This is a genomic window from Psychrobacter immobilis (assembly GCF_904846235.1).
In the GTDB taxonomy this organism is placed as follows: domain Bacteria; phylum Pseudomonadota; class Gammaproteobacteria; order Pseudomonadales; family Moraxellaceae; genus Psychrobacter; species Psychrobacter immobilis_C.
Window position 1 is genome coordinate 1 of sequence record NZ_CAJGZN010000062.1, and the last position, 760, is coordinate 760.

At 43.3% G+C, this 760-nt stretch carries 1 protein-coding gene; it reads left to right on the plus strand.

Annotation, left to right across the window (positions count from 1 at the left end):
- Positions 1–748 (plus strand): IS5 family transposase gene (locus tag JMX07_RS13530; protein ID WP_413786692.1). Its coding sequence is split into 2 segments (ribosomal slippage), with 749 coding nucleotides annotated over them: positions 1–204 and positions 204–748; the frame shifts between segments, so codons are not numbered across the junction. This gene is flagged as partial in the annotation.
- Positions 749–760 lie beyond the last annotated feature (12 nt).

Consider the following 760-nt stretch of genomic DNA (forward strand, 5'->3'; position numbering starts at 1 on the left):
CAAGAAAAGCATTAACAGATACGCTTTGGGATCAATTGCAATCGACGATGATAAAGTACGGCTGCTATCAAACTCAAAACAGCCGAGAGATCATGGAAGCCATACTGTGGAAACTACGCACAGGGGCACCTTGGCGTGACATACCTGAAGAATTATGTTCGTGGAAAACAGCCTATAGTCGTTTCAACCGCTGGTCGAAAACTGGCTTATGGGCGGATTTTTTTTTGGCTTACGAAAAGAAGTTGATACGGAATGGGTATTCACAGACGGAAGCTATGTTCGCTGTCATCAGCATGCAAGTGGAGCTCGGCTTGGTGAAGAACGAGCAATTGGACAAAGCCGTGGCGGAGCAACTACAAAGATACACCTATCCTGTGATGCCGATGGATATCCGCTCAATTTTAAAATCACTGGGGGTGACGTCCACGACAGTCAAGTTGCAGGTGAATTGATTGAAATGATTGGGCAAGCTGATTACTTTATCGCTGATAAAGGCTATGACTCAGAGTCTATCAGAGACAAAGCTCGCAGCCATAATATGATACCTGTCGTTCCTAAAAGGAAAAATGCCAAACAGCCTAATCCAGAGTTTGATAGCTATTTGTACAAACTGCGTCATCTTGTTGAAAATATGTTTGCAAGGCTTAAGCATTTTCGTAGTATCGCTACTCGCTATGAGAAGTTAGCGCGTAATTTTAAGTCAATGCTTTATCTGGCGTGTACTATCGTTCATTGTAAGATGAATTGAAGACACGCCCTA